Genomic DNA, 21,882 nt, shown 5'->3' with positions numbered 1-21,882 from the left:
TGGATCGATCAGGAGGAAAAGTTAGATGGCGGTAGGACGTCGAAGCGATGCAGCTCTGACGGTCGAGGACCTTCCGCGCTTGGTTCGGAGCGTTGCAGCGGTCGAACCCGACCGCGTGGCTCTCACGCACCTCGGTACGGAACTGACCTACGCCCGCCTGGACGAGGAGATCACCACCCTCGACGCGGCCATGGGAGGCGTCCTCGGCCCCGACGCGCTGGTCCCGGTCGTGCTGTCCAACACCCTCGCGGGCCTGATCGAGGCCACCGAAGGTGGTCTGGACTCGGTCGTGTCGACCGTCGTCACCGATGCTGTGTCCGTTCTCGGTGCCGACGATTCGACGTCGAGTTCTGCCGATCCCGAAGCCACCACGCTGTACGCGCTGTTCGCCGATCAGGCCGAGCGCACCCCGGACGCACCTGCGCTGGTCTTCGGCGACGAGACTCGCACCTACGCCGAGTTCGCCGCTTCCGTCGAGCGTCTCGCCAGGGTACTGATCGCACAGGGTGTCGGCCCCGATTCAGCGGTGGGACTGTCGATCCGTCGATCGTTCGATCTGCTGGTGGGCATGTACGCGATCTCCGCAGCAGGCGGAGCGTACGTTCCGCTGGACCCGGACCATCCGGTCGATCGACTCGGGTACGTTCTCGACATCGCGAACCCGGTCCTCGTTCTGACGACCACGACGGACATGCCTCGGTTGCCCGAGGGCACCGTCACCGTTCTCGTCGACGACGTCGACCTGACCGAGGTGCCGGAAGGGCGGATCACCGATGCCGACCGGCGCGGAGCCCTGACCGAGGACGACCTCGCCTACGTCATCTTCACCTCCGGTTCGACGGGACGTCCGAAGGGCGTGGCGGTGAGCCACCGGGCCATCGTCGCCAACATCTCCTGGCGTCAGCGCGAATATGCGATGAGCACCGACGACGTCGTGCTGCAGAAGACACCGTTCACGTTCGACGTATCGGTGTGGGAGTTCTTCTGGCCGTTGCAGATCGGTGCCACGCTCGTGATTGCCGAGCCCGAGGGCCACCGCGACCCCGCCTACCTCGCCCGCGTCATCGGCGAGCGCAGCGTGAGCGTGACGCACTTCGTCCCGTCCATGCTTTCGGTGTACGTCGCCGAACCCACTGCTGCGCAGGCCGATTCGCTCCGAATGGTGTTCGCCTCCGGCGAGGCACTCCCGGCGCGCACCGTCAACGCGTTCCACTCCATCTCGAACGCGGAACTGCACAATCTGTACGGGCCGACGGAAGCGGCCGTCGATGTCACGTACTACCGAACCCAACAGGTGGAAGAAGCCTCGGTTCCCATCGGCGCTGCCGTCGACGACACCGACCTGTACGTGCTCGACGAAGGACTGCGGCGATCGCCCCGCGGAGTCGAGGGTGAGCTCTATCTCGCGGGCGTGCAGCTCGCTCGCGGATACCTCGGACGCACCGACCTGACCGCCGACCGGTTCGTGGCCGACCCGTTCGGTGAGCCGGGTGACCGCATGTACCGCACCGGTGACCTGGTGCGCCGACGCGGCGACGGCCTCATCGAGTACATCGGGCGCACCGACTTCCAGATCAAGCTGCGCGGCCTGCGCATCGAGCTGGGCGAAATCGAATCGGCGCTGCTCGCCGAGCCCGAGGTGACTCAGGCGGCCGTGCTGCTCCATTCGTCCGAGCAGTCGGAACAGCAGCTCGTCGGATACGTCGTCAGCACCGATCCCGATCTCGATCACGACGGCCTCGCGGACGCGGTGCGACGGCGCATGCCGGAATACATGGTGCCGTCGGTGTTCGTCGTCCTGGACGAGTTTCCGCTGAACGCGAGCGGCAAACTCGACCGAAAAGCGCTGCCTGCGCCCGATTTCGCATCGCAGGTGCAGGAATACCGCGCACCGAGCACCGAGACCGAGACCGCGTTGGTCTCGATCTTCGAGACCGTGCTCGGTATCGAACGCATCGGTGTCGACGACGACTTCTTCGCACTCGGCGGCAACTCCCTCAACGCCACCCGCGTGATCGCGCGGGTCAACGCCGAACGTGGTTCGGCCGTCGACGTCCGTGCCTTCTTCGACGCTCCGACCGTTGCCGAACTCGCCGCGGCCGTGGACGCGTCGGATTCGACCGGCCACCGCATTCCGTTGACCGCGCAGCCGGATCACGACCACGTCCCGCTGTCGCTGGCTCAGCAGCGCATGTGGTTCCTCAACAGATTCGAGCCCGAATCCGCCGTCAACAACATCCCGGTGGCCCTGACCCTGTCCGGTGCACTCGACCTCACGGCGCTGCGTGCCGCGCTCGCCGACGTTCTCGATCGGCACGAGTCGCTGCGCACCGTGTTCCCGGACCGCGACGGCGTCGGCTACCAGCACGTACTCGCATCCGATTCGGCAACAGTCGAACTGGAGATCTCGGCGGCGGACGAGGCGGAGCTTCCCGCCACCCTGCTCGAGTTCGCTCTACGCCCGTTCGACCTGTCGGTGCAGCTACCCTTCCGGACATTGCTGCTCGCGTTGTCGGACACCGAGCACGTGCTCGCGTTCGTGGTCCACCACATCGCCGCCGACGGATTCTCCATGGGTCCGCTCACTCGCGACGTGGTGACGGCCTACGTTGCCCGCTCGAACGGCCACGACCCGCAGTGGACGCCGCTCGAGGTGCAGTACGCCGACTTCACGCTGTGGCAGAGAAAGGTTCTCGGCAACGAGGACGACCCCGAGTCGGTGCTCTCGGCTCAGCAGGAATATTGGCGCGGACGCCTCGGCGGAGCGCCCGACCAACTGGAACTGCCGACCGACCGGCCCCGTCCTGCCGTCGCCACCACCCGAGGTGGCACGTACAAGTTCGAGATCGATGCAGACCTGGTTCTCTCGCTCGAGAAGCTCGGCCGCGCACACGGTGCGACCACCTTCATGGTCGTGCACGCCGCACTGGCGATTCTGCTCGCCAAACTCTCTGCCAGCGAGGACATCTCGATCGGAACACCGGTGGCCGGACGTGGCGACGCAGTGCTCGACAACGTCATCGGTATGTTCGTCAACACCCTGGTTCTGCGCACCGCCGTCGAATCGGACGCGACGTTCGAGGACTTCCTGCGTGAGGTGAGAGGCGTCGACCTCGCGGCGTTCTCGCACGCCGACGTGCCGTTCGAGAAGCTGGTCGACGCGTTGGCTCCGGCGCGATCGCAGGCCCGCCATCCGCTGTTCCAGGTGATGCTCACGTTCCAGAATCTCGACCAGACCTCGGTGGAGATCCCGGGTCTTCGCGTTGCCGCACTCGACTACGAGGCGGATCTGGCGAAGTTCGACCTGCAGGTGACGTTGTGGAATTCGATTGCCGCAGAAGGCGAGCCGTCGGGTCTGACCGTGGCGCTGACCTACGCCGCCGACCTCTTCGACGAATCCACTATGGCCGAATTCGGTCGGCGGTTCGAGCGGATTCTGGCAGCGATCACCGACTCGCCCACGGCCACGATCGGTGACATCCACCTGATCGACCCGGCCGAGCGCACGTCTGTTCTCGCGCTCGGTGCCGGAGAGGCGTCCGAAATCGATTCGGGCACAACGCTGGTCGACCTGTTCGATCGTCAGGTGGCCGAGACTCCGGATGCGCAGGCGTTGGTGTTCGAGGGTGAGCGGTTGACGTATGCGGAGTTCGCGGGGCGTGCGAATCGTCTTGCGCGACTTCTGGTGTCGGTGGGGGTTGGTCCTGATTCGCTGGTGGGGCTCGCGATCGGGCGGAGTCTGGACCTGTTCGTGGGTATGTATGCGATCGTGAAGGCCGGTGCGGGGTACGTGCCGATCGATCCGTCGCAGCCGGCGGATCGCAACGAGTACATCGTGGCGACGGCGGCTCCGGTTCGGGTGTTGTCGACGACGCGTGATCATGTGGAGTTCGCGGGGGTCGAGACGGTCGATATCGACACTGTCGATGTGTCGGGTCTGTCGCCGTTGCCGTTGTCCGATGCCGAGCGCACGGCACCGTTGCGGGCGTCGAATCTCGCGTACGTGATCTTCACGTCGGGTTCGACGGGTCGTCCGAAGGGTGTGGGGGTGTCGCACGAGGCGATCGTGAATCGGTTGTTGTGGATGCAGCACGAGTACGGGTTGAGCGCCGGGGATGTGGTGTTGCAGAAGACTCCGTCGACGTTCGATGTGTCGGTGTGGGAGTTCTTCTGGGCGTTGCAGAACGGTGCGTCGGTGGCCATCGCTGTTCCGGATGGTCATCGGGATGCGTTGTATCTGCTCGATGTGATTGCTCGTGAGCATGTGTCGGTGGTGCACTTCGTGCCGTCGATGATGTCGGTGTTCGTACCCGAAGCTCGGCGCGCACCGCACGCTGCCGAATCGCTCCGCCTGGTCTTCGCCTCCGGCGAAGCGCTTCCCCCCACGACAGCGCATGCGTTGCGCGCTGCCCTGCCACAACTGTCACTGCACAACCTGTACGGCCCGACCGAGGCTGCGGTCGACGTGACCTATCACGCGGTCACGGACGAGGACTCGGAAGTCATGCCCATCGGTGCGCCGGTGTGGAACACCTCTGTCTACGTGCTCGACTCGCACCTGGTTCCGGTACCGGCAGGGGTGACCGGCGAGCTCTATCTCGCAGGCACTCAGCTGGCCCGCGGCTACGTGGGACGCCCCGACCTGACCGCGGACCGCTTCGTCGCGGATCCGTTCGGACCCGGGGGTTCTCGGATGTACCGCACCGGTGACGTGGTGCGGTGGCTTCCCGATGGTGAACTGGAGTACATCGGTCGGTCGGACTTCCAGGTGAAGCTGCGCGGCCTGCGCATCGAACTCGGCGAGATCGAATCGGCATTGCTGGAACTGTCCGGCATCGAACAAGCGGTGGTGCTGGTCCGTCGAGACCAGCTGGTGGGCTACGTCGTTCCCGCCGACGGACCGGTCGACCACAGCCAGGTCCTCGGGGCGCTGCGTGAACGATTGGCCGAGTACATGGTTCCGGCCGCACTGGTCGAACTGGCCGAGTTCCCACTCGGTGCCAGCGGCAAGCTCGACCGGAAAGCGCTGCCGGATCCGCACTTCCAGGCGACCGAGTACCGGGCTCCGACGAATCCCATGGAGGAGATCGTCGGAGAGGTGTTCGCTGCCGTTCTCGGCATCGACCGCATAGGCGTCGACGACGACTTCTTCGCCCTCGGCGGAAACTCGCTCGTCGCAACCCGGGTCGCCTCGCGGCTGGGTACCGAGTTGCGCACGACCGTGCCCGTCCGCGTGATGTTCGAGGCCAGTACCGTTGCGGCCCTGGCGGCAGCATTGGAAAGCCATGTCGGAACCGGGACTTCGGCACCGTTGGTGCCGCAGGAGCGCCCCGAGCAGATCCCGCTCTCCCTGGCACAGCAGCGGATGTGGTTCCTGAACCGCTTCGAGCCCGAATCCGCCGTCAACAACATTCCGGTGGCCATCCGGCTCTCCGGGGCGCTGAACGTCTCCGCGCTGCAGTCCGCCGTCACCGATGTCCTCGACCGACACGAAGCGCTGCGCACCGTGTACCCGAGCGTGGACGGCACCGGGCACCAGGTGGTCCTGTCCGCCGCGTCCGTCGCACCGGACCTGACCCCGATCGCCTCCTCGGCGGAACAGGTGATCGGCGACCTCGTCGCCTTCGCGTCCGAGGGCTTCGACGTGACGGAGTCGGCTCCGTTGCGCGCCAAGCTCTTCCGAATCTCGGACGACGAGTACGTGCTCGTGTTCGTGGTACACCACATCAGCGCCGACGGTTGGTCGATGGGGCCGCTGACCCGCGACGTCATGACTGCGTACGTGGCCCGAGTGGCCGGAGACTCTCCCGCGTGGGCACCACTGGCGGTGCAGTACGCCGACTTCGCCGTATGGCAGCGTGACGTTCTCGGAGACGACACCGAACCGGGCAGCCTGATGGCAACGCAGGCCGACTACTGGCGTACGGCACTGGCGGATCTGCCGAGCGAGCTGACCTTGCCGTACGACCGGCCACGTCCGGCGGTGCAGTCGTACGAGGGCGGGCGATTCCAGTTCGACATCGATGCCGAGGTGCACGAGTCGCTGACCGAGCTGGCCAAGTCGACCGGAACCACGTTGTTCATGGTCGTCCACGGGGCCCTCGCCCTGTTCCTGGCGCGGATGTCGACCTCCGACGACGTCGCCGTCGGTACGGCCGTGGCCGGACGAGGCGAGGCAGTACTCGACGACGTGATCGGCATGTTCGTCAACACGTTGGTGCTGCGCACGAAGGTCGACCGAAGCCGAGGATTCACCGAACTGCTGGCACAGATCCGTGACGTGGACCTCGAGGCGTTCGCGCACGCGGACATCCCGTTCGAGCGACTGGTCGATCTGCTCGAGCCCGAACGGTCGACGGCGCGCCATCCGCTGTTCCAGGTGGCGATCGCCTTCGAGAATCTCCCGCCGAGCCACTTCGAGCTTCCGGGACTCACGGTCTCCGCAGTGGACGTCGAGGTCGACACCGCCAAGTTCGACCTGTCGTTGACCCTGCACGAGAAGCCCGGTGGAGCCGGTCTCGCGGCCAGCTTCGTCTATGCGCGAGATCTGTTCGACGAGAAGACGATCGAAGTGTTCTCGCGCCGATTCCGGTGGTTGCTCGACGCGGTTGCCACCACACCGGACGTTCCGGTCGGCGACCTGTCGATTCTCTACGACGACGAGTACGACCGCCTCACACACGTGCACGGTGACGACGTGCTGGCCGGCGGCACCCTGGCCGAGATACTCACGGCCGGAGCCGCCCTCGATCCGTCGGCCGTGGCCATCAGGTACGAGGGACGATCGATCTCCTACGCCGAACTCGACGCGACCTCCTCCCAGCTCGCCCGCGTTCTCATCGAACGCGGTGCGGGCCCCGAATCCGTTGTGGCACTCGCATTTCAACGCTCCTACCTCATGGTGCTGGCGGTGTGGGCGGTGGCGAAGTCGGGTGCGGCCCACCTGCCCGTCGATCCCACGTATCCGGAGGACCGAATCGGGCACATGATCGCCGACTCCGGTGCCATGCTCGGTCTGACCACCAGCGCGCATTCGGATGCGCTGTCCGCCGGACACCCGAGTCTTCCGTGGTCGAGCCTCGACGACGACGAGTTCGTGGCCGAGGTCCGCACCCGGTCCGCCGAGCCGGTCACCGACGCCGACCGACTGCGGCCCGTCACGTTCCAGAACCCGGCCTACGTCATCTACACCTCCGGCTCGACGGGTAAGCCGAAGGGCGTCGTCGTCACGCACGCCGGACTCGGCGGTGTTCTCGACGCAGCAACCGACCTGTACCACCTGAAACCGGCCTCGAGGTTCCTGCACGTCTGCTCGCCCAACTTCGATCCTTCGGTCCTGGAGTGGATGGCAGCGTTCTCCGTCGGTGCGACGTTGGTGGTCGTGCCTGCGTCGATTCTCGGCGGCACCGAGCTGTCCGAACTGCTGAAGGCGGAGAAGGTCACTCACACCATCATCACCCCGGCAGTTCTGGGCACGATGGATCCGCACGGTATCGACTCGCTCGAAGTGCTCTCGGTCGGCGGCGATGTGACCACTCCCGAACTGCTCGCCCGATGGGCACCGGGCCGAAAGTACTTCAACGGATACGGGCCGACCGAGACGACGATCATCTCGAGCTTCGCCGAGTTGACGCCCGGCGAACCGATCACCATCGGTCGACCCATCCACGGCATGTCCGTGCTCATCCTCGATTCCCGACTCGAACCGGTTCCGACCGGTGTCGCGGGTGACCTCTATCTGTCGGGCGGTGCGCTCGCTCGCGGCTATCTCGGAAGGCCCGGTCTGTCTTCCGAGCGCTTCGTGGCCAACCCGTACGGCATCGACGGCGCACGGATGTACCGCACCGGCGACGTGGTGCGGTGGACGGACGACCTGCAGCTGCAGTTCGTGGGACGCACCGATTTCCAGGTGAAGGTGCGCGGATTCCGCATCGAGCTCGGCGAGATCGACTCGGCGCTCGCAGCCGATCCCAGCGTCGATTTCGCAGTGACGGTGGGTCATCTGCTTCCCTCCGGCGTCACGACTCTCGTGTCCTACGTTCTGCCCGTGCGCGGCAGCGTGATCGATGTCGAGGAACTCGCCGCCTTCGTCGGAAAGTCACTGCCGGGGTACATGATTCCGGCGTCCATCGTGGTTCTCGATGCGATCCCGCTGACCCCGGTCGGCAAGCTCGACCGGACCGCACTACCTGCCCCGGTGTTCGAGGCCGGTCGGTTCAGGGCACCCACCACCGCGGTCGAGGAGACCGTCGCGGATGTGTTCGCCGGTGTGCTCGGTATCGACCGGGTGGGGCTCGACGACGACTTCTTCGCACTCGGCGGAAACTCGTTGATCGCAACGCAGGTCGTCTCGCGGCTCGGCGCGGCTCTGGACACCGTGGTGCCGGTACGGGCCCTGTTCGAGAGCCCGACCGTTGCGGCGCTGGCGGCGCACGTGGAGACAGCCGTCGGGTCCGGTTCCAGGGCGACACTGGCACCGAGACCGCGTCCGGAACGCCCGCCCCTGTCGTCGGCCCAGCAGCGCTACTGGTTCCTGAACCGGTTCGACACCACGTCGTCGGTGGACAACATCCCGTTCGCGGTGCGGCTGTCGGGTGACCTCGACGTCGCGGCGTTGCACTCGGCCGTTCTCGACGTTCTCGAACGTCACGAATCGCTGCGGACGCAGTACCCCGATTCGCCCGAAGGCCCGTACCAGCAGGTACTTCCGGCCGCCGAGGTCTCCTTGGACCTGACCGTCCGCGACCTGTCCGCCGGTGAGCAGGACGATGTCGCGGCGGTCGTCGGGGAATTCTTCCGACGCGGCTTCGACGTCACCGCCGAGGTGCCGGTCGATGCCCGACTGTTCCGCGTCGCCGATGCCGAGTACGTTCTGGCATTCGTCGTCCACCACGTCTCGGCGGACGGTGCCTCGATGGGCCCGTTGGCAGTGGACATCATGACTGCGTACACCGCGCGCTCGACCGGTAGCGCGCCGGACTGGGAACCGCTCCCCGTGCAGTACGTCGACTTCGCCTTGTGGCAGCGTGACGTACTCGGTTCCGAATCCGATCCCGATTCACTTGCCGCCCGGCAGGTTTCGTTCTGGAAGCAGGCTCTGGCCGAGCTGCCGGATCAGCTGGCGCTTCCCGCCGATCGCCCACGCCCGCCGAGCCAGAGCTTTCGTGGCGACACGGTGCGTTTCACCGTCGACGCGGGACTGCACCAGGGTCTCGCCGAACTTGCACGCGCACATCGGTCCACGTTGTTCATGGTCGTGCACTCGGCGTTCGCGGTGTTCCTGGCCAAGCTCTCCGGTTCCGAGGACATCGCCATCGGCAGCCCCATCGCCGGCCGCGGCGAGCGTGCCCTCGATCCCATGATCGGAATGTTCGTCAACACGTTGGTGTTCCGGTCGACGGTCGAGCCGTCGATGACGTTCGAGGAGCTGCTCGCGCAGTCGCGCGAGCGTGACCTGTCCGCATTCGCGCATGCGGACGTGCCGTTCGAGCGCCTCGTCGAGGTGCTCAACCCGGTCCGTTCGACCGCCCGCAACCCGTTGTTCCAGATCGGCCTGAGTTTCCAGAACCTCGCCGATTCGACGTTCGAGCTCCCCGGGCTGACGGTCAGTGCGGTCGACGCCGACACGACGACGGCCAAGACCGATCTGCAGCTGTCGATATCGGACCAGTACGAATCGGACGGTTCACCGGCCGAGTTGGCGGCCGAATTCAGTTACGCCACAGACCTGTTCGACCGATCGACCATCGACGGTTTCGTCGAGCGATTCGTCGAGGTGCTGCGGGCCGTGGCGAACGACCCCTCGGTCGTCGTCGGGGATCTCGATGTCCTCACAGCGACCGAACGCAACACCATCGTGCACGAATGGAACGACACCGCGCATCCGGTCGACTCCGATCCGACCCTGGCGGCACTGTTCGACCGTCGGGTGCAGGCGGACCCGGACGCGATCGCGCTGATCGACGCGCGGCTATCGCTGACCTACCGTGAGTTCGACGCACGGATCAACCGGCTTGCGCGGGTCCTGATCGCTTCGGGGGTCGGCCCCCAGGTGACCGTGGCCCTGGCAATCCGCAGGTCCGTCGAGTTGCTGGTGGCCATGTACGCAGTCACCAAGGCCGGCGGCGCGTACGTGCCGATCGACCCCGATCAGCCCGCGGAGCGGAACACCTACATCCTCGAGGTCGCCGCTCCGGCGCTGGTGCTCAGCACCGCCGGTGTCGACATCGACACCGCAACGGTGCCGGTCGTGTCGATCGACACCGACCCCAGGCTGCACGATTCGGATGCGGCGTGGTCCGATGCGCCCGTCACCGACGCCGAGCGCATCGCTCCGCTGCGCGCCGCCAACACCGCGTACGTCATCTTCACGTCCGGATCGACCGGTCGACCCAAGGGCGTCGCGGTGAGCCACCGCGCGATCGTCAACCAGTTGCTCTGGCAGGCAGAGCATTACGGAATCGACAGCACCGACCGGGTGCTGCTCAAGACCGCAGCGACGTTCGACCTGTCCGTCTGGGAATTCTGGGTGGCGACGATCTCCGGCGGTGCCGTCGTGATCGCCGAGGCCGGTGCACAGGGTGATGCGGCCTATCTGGTGGACCTGATCGCCCAACGATCGGTCACCACGCTGCACACCGTGCCCTCCGTGCTCGACGCCCTCGTCGCCGCGTCGGCGGGATCACTTCCCGAGAGTCTGAAGAGGATCCTGGCGATCGGTGAGGCGCTTCCGGTGGCGACCGCAGACCGCGCACTGCGTGCCTCCACCGCGCGACTGGACAACCTGTACGGCCCGACGGAAGCCGCTGTGTCGGTGACCGCACATCGCGTCGCCCGGACGACCGGCACCTCCGTACCCATCGGTGGACCCGAATGGAACACCCGGGTCTACGTCCTGGACTCGCGCCTGGCACCGGTACCGGTTGGCGTGGCAGGCGAGCTCTATCTCGCGGGCGTGCAGCTGGCCGAGGGCTACGTCGCTCGGCCGGACCTGACCGCGGAGCGCTTCGTGGCCGACCCGTTCACTCCGGGCGGACGGCTGTACCGCACCGGCGACCTCGTCACCTGGCGCAAGGACGGCCAACTCGAGTACGTCGGCCGAACCGACTTCCAGGTCAAGATCCGTGGATTCCGCATCGAACTCGGTGACATCGATGCTGCACTGGGGTCGCTGAGCGAGGTCGGCGACGTTGCGGTGCTTGCACTCGACACCGGACTCGGCGCCCGGCTCGTGGCCTACGTCGTGCCCGCTGCCGGTGCCACGGTGGACCCCGACGGGCTGCGCTCGGCTCTGTCCGGCCGGCTGCCGTCGTACATGGTTCCGTCGGCTTTCGTGATCCTCGATGCATTGCCTCGCAACGCCAACGGGAAGCTGGACCGAAAAGCGTTGCCGGAGCCGCAGTTCGAGACCGTACAGTTCCGCGCACCGACCAACCCGGTCGAAGAGGCAGTGGCGACGGTGTTCGCCGAGGTGCTCTCGGTGGAACGCGTCGGTCTGGACGACGACTTCTTCGCGCTCGGCGGCAACTCGCTGATCGCGACCCAGGTGGTCTCCCGACTGGGAGCCGCGCTCGACACTCAGGTGCCGGTGCGATCGATATTCGAGTCGCCGACCGTTCTCTCGCTCGCCCGTGCCGTCGAATCCAAGGTGGGCACCGGTGCACGACGGGCCCTCACGGCACGTCCGCGGCCCGACGTGGTTCCGCTGTCGATGGCGCAGCAGCGCATGTGGTTCCTGAGCCAGTTCGATCCGACCTCTGCCGTGAACAACATTCCGGTGGCAATTCGGTTGTCCGGCAATATCGATGCCGATGCTCTGTCGAGTGCCGTCCTCGATGTGATCGCACGCCACGAAATTCTGCGCACCGTCTACCCGGAGGTCGACGGACGAGGCAGTCAGGTGGTTCTCGGTACCGCCGAGGCGGGCGTGACGGTGGCCGTCGACGACGTCGATGCCGGCTCCGTGGAGCAGGTCCTGCGAACCTTCGTCTCGGCCGGATTCGACGTGACCCGTGCCGTTCCGGTTCGGGTCCGGATTCTGCGGCTGAGCGAGTCCGAGTACGTACTGGCGTTCGTGGCGCACCACATCGCCGCGGATGGATTCTCGATGGGGCCGCTGACCCGGGACGTCATGCTCGCCTACACCGCCCGCGTAGCGGGGGAGAGTCCGCAGTGGGCACCACTTGCCGTGCAGTACGCGGACTACACCCTGTGGCAGCGGGACGTCCTCGGTTCGGCGGACGACCCCGAGTCGCCACTGGCAGCTCAGTTGGCGTACTGGACGGCGGTCCTCGCGGGAGCGCCGGCGCAGCTCGATCTGGCCACCGACCGTCCACGGCCCGCCGTGGCGTCGTATCGTGGTGCGGCGTACAACTTCTCGATCGATGCGGCCCTGCAGTCGAACATCGCCCGCCTCGCTCGATCCGCCAATGCGACCGACTTCATGGTGGTGCACACCGCCCTGGCCGTGTTGCTGTCTTCGATGGCGGGAACCGACGACGTCACGATCGGAACCCCGGTGGCAGGCCGAGGCGACGCCGATCTGGACGGACTCGTCGGCATGTTCGTCAACACGCTCGCGCTGCGTACCGGGGTGAACCCGGCGGCGTCGTTGCGCGAGCAACTGGCGCTCGTCCGAGACGCCGATCTCGGTGCCTTCGGGCATGCCGACGTGCCGTTCGAGCGGCTCGTCGACGAGCTGGCACCGGACAGGTCTCAGGCCAGGCATCCGATCTTCCAGGTCATGCTGACCTTCCAGAACCTCGAACGGCAGACGTTGACGCTGCCCGAGCTCGTTGTCGAGGGGATCGACCTCGGCAGCGCGTTCGCCAAGTTCGATCTGCAGGTCACGCTGTGGGAGAACGTCGACGAATCCGGCGCTCCCGCCGGTATCGACGTCCAATTCGATTACGCCACAGATCTGTTCGACGAGTCGACCATGAGTTCGCTCGCGCGTCGCTTGGTGCGCGTCCTCGGCACTCTCGTCGACGACCCGGATCGCGTGGTCGGTGACGTCGACATTCTCGAGGACGGCGAGCGCTCGCGCGTTCTGGAGGAGTGGAACGCGACCGGGCACGAGGTGGATGCCGCGGCGACGCTGGTGTCTCTGTTCGAGTCCCGGGTTGCGGCGAGCCCGGAGAACATCGCGACGAGCTTCGGCGACGAACGGGTGAGCTATCGCGAGTTCTCGGACCGCGTGAACGCACTGGCGCGAGTTCTCGTCTCGGAAGGAGTGGGCCCGGAAACCGTCGTGGCGACCGCCATGCGGCGATCGGTCGACATGCTGGTGGGCATCTATGCGGTGCTCACCGCCGGTGGTGCCTACGTTCCGGTCGATCCGGATCTGCCCGCCGAACGAATCGGGTACATCCTCGACACCGCGGCACCGGTGGTCCTGCTCACGACCGAGCGAGACGGCACCGGACTCCGATCCGATGTCACCCGAATCCTGGTCGACGCCGTCGACACCACAGGTGTGTCCGCTGCACCGATGACCGACGCCGAGCGGATCGCACCGCTGCGGCCCGCCGACATCGCCTACGTCATCTTCACGTCCGGATCGACCGGTCGCCCCAAGGGTGTCGCGGTGAGCCACGAGTCGATCGTCAACCGATTGCTGTGGATGCAGGCGGAGTACTCACTCACCGAGAGCGACAAGGTGTTGCAGAAGACGCCGGTCACGTTCGACGTGTCGGTGTGGGAGCTGTTCTGGCCGTTGCAGATCGGTGCCGAGCTCGTGATCGCCGAACCCGACGGCCATCGGGATCCGATCTACCTGGTGAACACCGTCGCGCAACGCGGTATCACCGTTGCCCACTTCGTGCCCTCGCTGCTCGCGGTGTTCGCCGCCGCCGACGGCGTCTCGAAGTGCACCGGTTTGCGTGCGGTCTTCGCCTCCGGCGAGGCGCTGCCTGCCTCGGTCGCCTCGGCCCTGCGCGCTGCACTGCCGACCACCGAGCTGCACAACCTGTACGGCCCGACCGAGGCCGCAGTCGACGTGACCTACCACCGCGTGGTGCCGGCCGACATCGCGTCGGTCCCCATCGGCGCTCCGGTCTGGAACACCCGAGTCACCGTGCTCGATGCACGCCTGCACCCGGTTCCGGTCGGGGTACCCGGGGAGCTGTATCTCGCCGGGGTTCAACTCGCCCGTGGATATCTGGGGCGTGCGGACCTCACCGCGGACCGGTTCGTCGCCGACCCGCACGGCACTGCCGGGTCGAGGATGTACCGCACCGGAGACCTGGTTCGGTGGACCGCCGACGGTGAGCTCGAATACCTCGGTCGCACCGACTTCCAGGTCAAGCTGCGCGGACTGCGGATAGAGCTGGGCGAGATCGAGGCCGCGCTGACGGCACACCCGTCCGTCGACCAGGCCGTGGTCCTCGTGCGTCGGACGCCGTCGGCCGGTGAAATCCTGGTGGGCTACCTCGTGCCCGCTGCCGGGACGACGATCGACGCCGACGCGGTCACCGCTGCCGTCGCCGCATCGGTGCCCGAGTACATGGTTCCCGCCGGTCTCGTGACTCTCGACGCCTTGCCGCTCGGCCCGAACGGCAAGCTCGACCGACGAGCGCTACCGGAACCGGAGTTCGGAAGCGACGCCGAATACCGCACCGCCAGTACCGATACCGAACGCATCATCGCGGAGGTCTTCGCGGACGTGCTCGGACTCGACACCGTCGGCGTCGACGATTCGTTCTTCGCGCTCGGGGGCGACAGCATCGTCTCCATCCAGCTGGTCTCCCGCGCGAAGGCACGGGGAATCCAATTCGGGCCACGAGATGTGTTCGAGCGCAAGACCGTCGCGGGTCTCGCCGAGATCGCGGTGACCGTCGGCGAAGGCAGCGACGTGGTCGTGCTCGAGGAACTCGACGGCGGTGGAATCGGCTGGATGCCGTTGCCGCCGTTCGGTGCCGCACTGATGGAGCGCAGTGGGGGCCGGTCGCGGTTCCATCAGGCCGTCACGCTCGAACTGCCGATCGGCATAGACCGAGCCGGAATTCTCGCGACGCTGAACGCCGTGATCGATCGACACGACGTGGTGCGCTCCACCCTGGTCCACGACGACCGTGGGTGGGGGCTCGACGCTGCGGCACCGGGGAGTGTCGACGCGGGCTCGTTGCTGACCGTGGCCGACACGGATTCCGCTGCAACGGCATTCGATTCCGCTGTCGGAACCCTCGACCCCGAGGCCGGGCGCATGCTCGCCTTCGTATGGGTCGATCACGGCCCCACCGAAGCAGGCACGCTCTCCGTCATCGCCCATCACCTCGTGATCGACGGCGTGTCCTGGCGAATCCTGATTCCCGACTTCGTCTCCGCGTGGGCACAGTTGTCCGCGGGAGCGAACCCGGCTCTTCCCGAGGTGGGAACGTCGATGCGGCGGTGGACGCATGCGTTGGTCGATGCGGCCTCGAGCCAGGCGCGCCTGGCGGAACTGCCGATGTGGCGTCGGATCGCCGACACCGAGGACCCCGTTCTCGGCGAGCGTCCCTTCGATCCTGCACTCGACGTCGTTGCCACCCTCGACAGGGTCGATGTCGAACTGACACCCGAGGTGACCCGCAGTCTGTTGACGACCGTGCCGGAGATATTCCGCGGTGGCGTCGCCGACGGGTTGCTCGCCGGGTTGGCGCTCGCGGTCACGAAACTGCGTGCGGAGCACGGAATGTCGGCACCGGCCACGCTGGTGCAGCTCGAAGGGCACGGCCGCGAGGAAGCAGTGGTGCCGGGAGCCGATCTGGGACGCACCGTCGGCTGGCTGACCAGCCTGTTCCCGGTGCGCCTCGACCTCACCGGTATCGACGTCGATGCCGCATTCGCCGGTGGCCGGCAATTGAGCGAGGCAGTCAAGGCGGTCAAGGAGCAGATGCTGGAGCTGCCCGAGCGAGGAATGGGCTGGGGACTGTTGCGGTACCTCAACCCCGAGACCGCAGCGGAGCTCTCCGAACTCGGCACCGGCCAGATCAGCTTCAACTACCTCGGACGCGTCAACACCGGCGAGGTGCCGGACGAGATGAAGTCGCTCGGATGGCTACCCGCAGCGGACAACGAGCTGTCGGCGGCCGGTGACGCCGACATGGCTGCCAACAAGACCGTCGACATCAATGCCATCGTCCTCGACACCGACGACGGCGGCGTACTGAGTGCGTCGTTCGCATTCCCGACCGGAGCGGTGACCGAGGCGACCGTCGAGCGGCTCGCACAGCTGTGGTCGGACGCGTTGACCGCGCTCGCAGCGCATTCCGAGGCCCCCGGCTCGGGTGGCCTGACGCCGTCGGACGTGCCGCTGGTTCGGCTCTCACAACCCGACATCTCGTCCTTCGAGGCGCGGTACCCGGAGCTGACGGACATCTGGTCTCTGTCGCCGCTGCAGCAGGGACTGCTCTTCCACGCACTGTTCGCGGACGCGTCGATCGACGTCTACACGATGCAGGTGGTGCTCGACCTCGCCGGTGACGTCGACGACGATCGCCTGCACCGCGCGGCGCAGACACTCCTGGACCGGTACGACAATCTACGGACGTCCTTCACCGCGACCGCGGACGGCGAGACGGTGCAGATCGTCCAGCGGAATGTTCGGCTGCCCTGGAACACGATCGATCTGTCCCATCTCGACGGACCCGAACGCGACGCTGCCGTGGCCGACGCTCTGGCCGCGGATCAGCGTCGACACTTCGATGTCTCCACCGCGCCGCTGTTGCGATTCCTGCTCGTCAGGATCACGCCGTCCACGTACAAGCTCGCGATGACCAATCATCACGTGTTGCTCGACGGATGGTCGTTGCCGCTGGTGATGAAGGAACTGTTGTACCTGTACGCGGCGCAGAGCTCCACCGAGTCGCTGCCTCGGGTGCGGACGTATCGCTCGTACCTGGCGTGGCTCGATCAACAGGACCCGGCTGCGTCTCTGAGCGCGTGGACTCGGGCACTGGACGGTGTCGAGGAACCGACCTTCGTCGCTCCGCCGAGTGTCGGACGAGAGATCTCGTCGAGATCGGCCGAGGCGGAGTCGTCGACCGATGTCGAGACCACTGCGGCTCTCGTAGCGCTCGGTGGCAGGCTCGGCGTCACCGTCAACACTCTGGTGCAGGCGGCGTACGGTCTGCTGGTCGCTCACATCACCGGACGAACCGACGTCGTGTTCGGTGCGACGGTTTCCGGTCGCCCCGCAGGTCTGCCGGGCGTGGAGTCGATGATCGGGCTGTTCATCAACACCATTCCGGTCCGAGTGCGATTCGACCCGGCGGAGACGGTGGAGTCGTACCTCGGCCGGATCCAGGGTGAACAAGCAGATCTTCTCGACCATCACCACATGGGGCTGGTCGACATCCAGCGGGCGATCGGCGTCGGCAATCTGTTCGACACGCTGACCATCTTCGAGTCCTACCCGGTGGACGAAGCGCAGCTGACGCAACAGGCCGCGGCCATCGACGGCATGACCGTCGAGGGCGTGAGCTCCAACGACAACACCCACTACCCGCTGACGCTGCTCGTCGTGGCCGAGGACCGAATCTCGTTCACGCTCAAGTACATCAGTGATCTGTTCGATCCCGCGTACATCGACTCCGTGCTGGCACGCCTGGTCGGCATACTCGAGACCTTCGTATCCGACACCACGGTCGCGGTCGGCGACATCGATCTACTCGGGGCTCGAGAACGAACCCGCGTGATCGAGACCTGGAACGACACCGCGCACGAGGTCGACGCAGGCGTCATGCTGACCGAGCAGTTCCGGGCCCGAGTGGTCGCGAATCCGGATGCGCCGGCAGTGGTGTTCGAGGACACGACAGTCACGTATGCGGATTTCTCGAATCGAGTCAATTGCCTCGCGCGACACCTGGTGTCTCTCGGTGTCGGGCCGCAATCGCTCGTCGCACTCGGAATGCGGCGCGGGATCGACCTCATGGTCGGCATCTATGCCGTCCTCGAAGCCGGTGGTGCCTACGTGCCCATCGATCCGGACCACCCCTCGGATCGAATCGAGTACATCCTCGACACCGCGGAGCCGGTCGTCGTCCTCTCCACCAGTGGTGATCGGGCGGGTCTACCCGAGCGTTTCCCGATTCTCGAACTCGACACTCTCGACCTCACCGTTCACGCGACCGGTGCGTTGACCGACGCCGATCGACTGGCACCGGTGCGCCCGGGAAACACCGCCTACGTCATCTTCACCTCGGGATCGACGGGACGACCCAAGGGCGTTGCGGTGTCGCACCGAGCCGTCGTCAACGAGATGGCCTGGATGGTGCAGCAGTATTCGCTCGACGCGAACGATGTCTACATGCAGAAGACCGCAACGACATTCGACGTGTCGCTGTGGGGATTCTTCCTACCGCTCTGGGTCGGTGCAACGGTTGTTCTGGCCACACCGGACGGCCATCGCGATCCCGCGTACGTCGCCGATCGGATCGCTCGGCACGGCGTGACCATCACCGATTTCGTACCGTCGATGCTCACGGTGTTCGCCGCGTACGCCACAGCGGAACAGTGCCGTTCGCTTCGGCACGTGTTCGTGGTCGGCGAAGCGCTACCGCCGGAAACGGTGACCGATTTCCGAGCGATCAGCTCGGCCGGCATTCACAACCTGTACGGGCCGACCGAAGCCGCGGTGACGGTGACGTTCTGGGAGACCAGGCCGGGGGATGTCTCGACGGTTCCGATCGGTGCGCCGGAGTGGAACACCCAGGCCTACGTTCTCGACGGGCGACTGCACCCGGTGGCAGCAGGAACCGCGGGTGAGCTGTATCTGGCGGGCACCCAGCTCGCCGACGGCTATCTCGGCCGCGTCGACCTGACGATGGACCGGTTCGTGGCCAACCCGTTCGCCACGAACGGTGACCGGATGTACCGCACCGGTGACCTGGTCAGATGGCGTCCGGGCCAGGACGCGGTCGGGGTGCTCGAGTACATCGGACGCACCGACTTCCAGGTCAAGTTCCGTGGCCAGCGCATAGAACTCGGCGAGATCGAGACCGCGCTGTTGACACATCCCGACGTCAATCAGGCCACCGCGGTGGTCGCGACGACAGGTGCCGGAGATCAGCTCGTGGGCTACGTCGTTCCCGGGCCGGACCGAACGCTTGACCCGGCCGAGGTGCGCACGTTCGTCGGCGGTGCCCTGCCGGCGTACATGGTGCCGTCCACGGTGATGGTGCTTTCGGAGTTCCCGCTCAACACCAGTGGCAAGCTGGACCGAAAAGCATTGCCGGAACCGGTGTTCGAGGTCAAGACGTTCCGCGCTCCCGCAACTGCCGTCGAGGAGACGATCGCGCAGATCTACGCCGAACTGCTCGGCGTGGAGCGCGTCGGATCGGACGACGACTTCTTCGATCTGGGCGGCAACTCGCTCATCGCGACCCGGGTCGCCGCACGCGTCGCTGCAGCGCTCGGCAAGAAGGTCGGTGTCAGAGATCTGTTCGAGGCCTCGACCGTTGCCGCGCTCGCAGCTCGGGCCGAATCGCGTATCGACGACGCGAACGACGTGCCGTTGCGGCGACGGGCACCCGGCGGACGGGTTCCGCTCTCGCTCGCCCAGCAGCGCATGTGGGTACTCAACCGACTGGACCCCGATTCCGGGGCGTACAACATGCCGTTGGCCCTGCGTCTTCGAGGTGAACTGGACGTCGCTGCACTGCAGGCTGCGGTGACCTCGACGGTGGAACGCCACGAGTCGCTTCGTACCCGGTATCCGGAGGACACCGACGGTTCGCCCTACCAGGAGATCATGGACGGCGAGGGTGTCGTTCCCGACCTGACGCCCGTCGATGCGCCGAGCGATGCCGACACCGCCGATCGTGTTCGCGCGATGATCCACGGCGGCTTCGATGTCACCGCGGCACCACCGATCCGCGGAGCCCTGTTCCGCACCGGCCCGGACGAGCACGTGTTCGTCATCGTCATGCACCACATCAGTGGGGACGGCGCGTCCATGACGCCCCTGGCCCGCGACGTCATGACCGCCTACCTCGCTGCAGCCTCGGGAAATGCCTACACTCCCGAACCGCTGACGGTGCAGTACGCCGACTTCGCCGTATGGCAACGTCAGGTCCTGGGATCGGACAGCGATCCCAGCTCGATACTGTCCGAGCAGTTGGCATTCTGGGCGGACGAACTGGCCGGCATCACTCCGGTCGTGTCGCTGCCGTGGGACCGACCTCGGCCTGCCACCGCGACACTGCGCGGGGCCGGATTGAGCACCCAGCTCGACGAATCGACCCACTCCGGGCTCGTCGCCATCGCGCGCGAGAACAACGCCACCCTGTTCATGGTGCTGCACGCGGTACTCGGCGTGTTGTTGTCGAGAATGAGTGGCTCCCGCGACTTCGCGGTCGGCACACCCATCGCCGGCCGCGGGCACGAACAACTCGACGGGCTCGTCGGGATGTTCGTCAACACACTGGCGTTGCGGACGAACGTCGACCCGGACGCCACCTTCGCAGAACTGTTGAACACGCTGCGCGAGAACGACCTTCGGGCCTTCGCCAACTCCGACGTGCCGTTCGAGCGAGTGGTCGACGCCATCGCCCCGGACCGACATGCCGGGTACACCCCGCTGTTCCAGACCGTCCTGTCGGTCGAACCGCACGGCGATGCCCGCTTCGAGCTGCCGAACCTGGTGGTCGAACCCGTGAGCGGCTTCGAGCCGACGGCGAAGTTCGACCTGCAGGTGACGGTGGAGACACAGCACGCCGAAGGGGAGTCGGGAACCGGAACCCTGATCGTGGAGTGGGTGTACGCCGCCGACATCTTCGACGAGTCCACCGTGGCATCGCTGGCAGCCCGATTCACTCGAATCGCCGAGGCCGTGGCGGCAACACCGTCTGCGATCGTCGGAGACATCGACGTACTCGATGCCGCCGAACGAGCGGTGCTGTCCGACGCCCGAGAGACCACGGATACCGGTTCGGCACCGGTTCGATCGGATCTGACACTGCCCCAGGTGCTCACCACCGCGGTCGACACCGATCCCGATGCGCCCGCACTGTCCACGGGCGGTGCCGAGACGACCTACCGTGAGCTCGACGAGCAGTCGTCGCGTCTGGCCCGCCTCCTGATCGACCACGGAGTCGGGCCGGGCGTCGTCGTCGCCGTCGCCATCGTGGACGGGGTTCAGGCCGTCGCGACGCGTTGGGCGGTCGCGAAAGCGGGAGCGGCCCTCGTTCCCGTCGATCCGGCAGATTCGGACGGTACGACCGCGTCGGTCGAGCCGACGGGCGCGACGGTTGCGGTCGTCGACGACGACGACGTACCGGCATGGGCCGGGTCGATGACGGTCGTCCCACTCGGCCGCACCGACATCGTCGATGCGATCGCCGCCCATTCCCCGCGACCGGTGACCTACACCGATCGGACCGCGGTGCTCGGGCCCGACAGTCCGGCCCTGGTCGGGAACGACGGAACCGTCGTCGATCACGGAACCCTCGCGGCACTGGCCGCGAGAGCCGTCACCGAGTGGTCGGTCGAATACGATTCACGGCTCGCGGTTCCCGCTCGTTTCGACACCGCTGCGGCGGTGCTGGCCGGAGTGGTCGCGGTGACGGCAGGTGCGGCCCTGATCCTCGATCAGGCGGAGTCGGCCGAGGACGCCGCCGAGATCGTGTCCGCGGAATGGGCGACGCACGCGTTCCTCACCGCAGCAGCGATCGCTGCCCTCGAAAAGTCGGCATCCGACGATCGGGAGGATCTCGTCGCCGTCGTTTCGGTCGACGGTGACCGCCACGAGTCGATGCAGGACGGGACCCCGGTGCACCGTCTGCCTGAACCGATCGGGACGGGCCGACCGATAGGCTGAGGCCAACTGCAACGCCGACCACCGCGTGAACGATCAACCGTGGGGGTGACCGTCGGTCGCCTCCACGGTCGACGGTGCGGCGAAGA

At 66.5% G+C, this 21,882-nt stretch carries 1 protein-coding gene; it reads left to right on the top strand.

What is annotated here, in order from left to right; all coding sequences use genetic code 11:
- Positions 1-25: 25 nt before the first annotated feature.
- Complete coding sequence (locus tag CH274_RS17550) at positions 26-21,796, top strand: non-ribosomal peptide synthetase (RefSeq protein WP_094658323.1); 21,771 nt, start codon at positions 26-28, stop codon at positions 21,794-21,796.
- The last annotated feature ends 86 nt before the right edge of the window (positions 21,797-21,882 follow it).

Origin of the sequence: Rhodococcus sp. 06-418-5 (assembly GCF_002258285.1) — a bacterium.
Classification (GTDB): Bacteria; Actinomycetota; Actinomycetes; order Mycobacteriales; family Mycobacteriaceae; genus Rhodococcoides.
This window is presented reverse-complemented; position numbering and strand designations above follow the sequence as displayed.